This window comes from Streptococcus sanguinis, from assembly GCF_003943655.1.
GTDB lineage: Bacteria > Bacillota > Bacilli > Lactobacillales > Streptococcaceae > Streptococcus > Streptococcus sanguinis_F.
In genome coordinates, this window is the sequence record NZ_RJMM01000067.1 from 1 (window position 1) to 505 (window position 505).

The window sequence follows — 505 nt, forward strand, 5'->3', positions numbered from 1 at the left end:
TCCCTGTATAGCTTTACTATTTGCCTCTTTCGCTGCAATCAAAGACTTTGAAATACTTTGAATATACTCATCGTCTAATATCTGAAAAGTTTCGTAAATGGTATTAAATTCTTGAATAATCTTTTTAATATGCTTGTTTTGTTCAATCATTCTATTTTGAACAGCATCAGTGAGAGCGTTTAAATCCTTACCTTTAACATCATATTCCATACCAATAAATCCTAGCATAGGATCGTCTTGTGGGACAGTTGGTAAATCTGATTGTTCTGGAATCTCTTCACTAAAGGCTTTTAGCTCTTGTTTTTTTTCATTAAATCTTTCAGAATTTGCTAAAACTTGAATCTCTAATTCTTCTGACATAACTTTCTCCTATAATAAATCATTTAATGCATTTTGCATTTCTTCAAGTTTACTTTGCTTTTCATCAAAGTATATTTCGTTAACTAATAATCTCTGTTTGGAAGCAACCCTTGAATCAAAAAACTCCGCTGGAACATTACCAAGC

1 pseudogene is annotated in these 505 nt (G+C 31.3%); it reads right to left on the minus strand.

Going from position 1 to position 505, the window contains the following annotated elements:
* Positions 1-360: pseudogene (locus D8886_RS11660) on the minus strand (hypothetical protein); the annotation flags it as partial.
* Between the last annotated feature and the right edge of the window lie 145 nt (positions 361-505).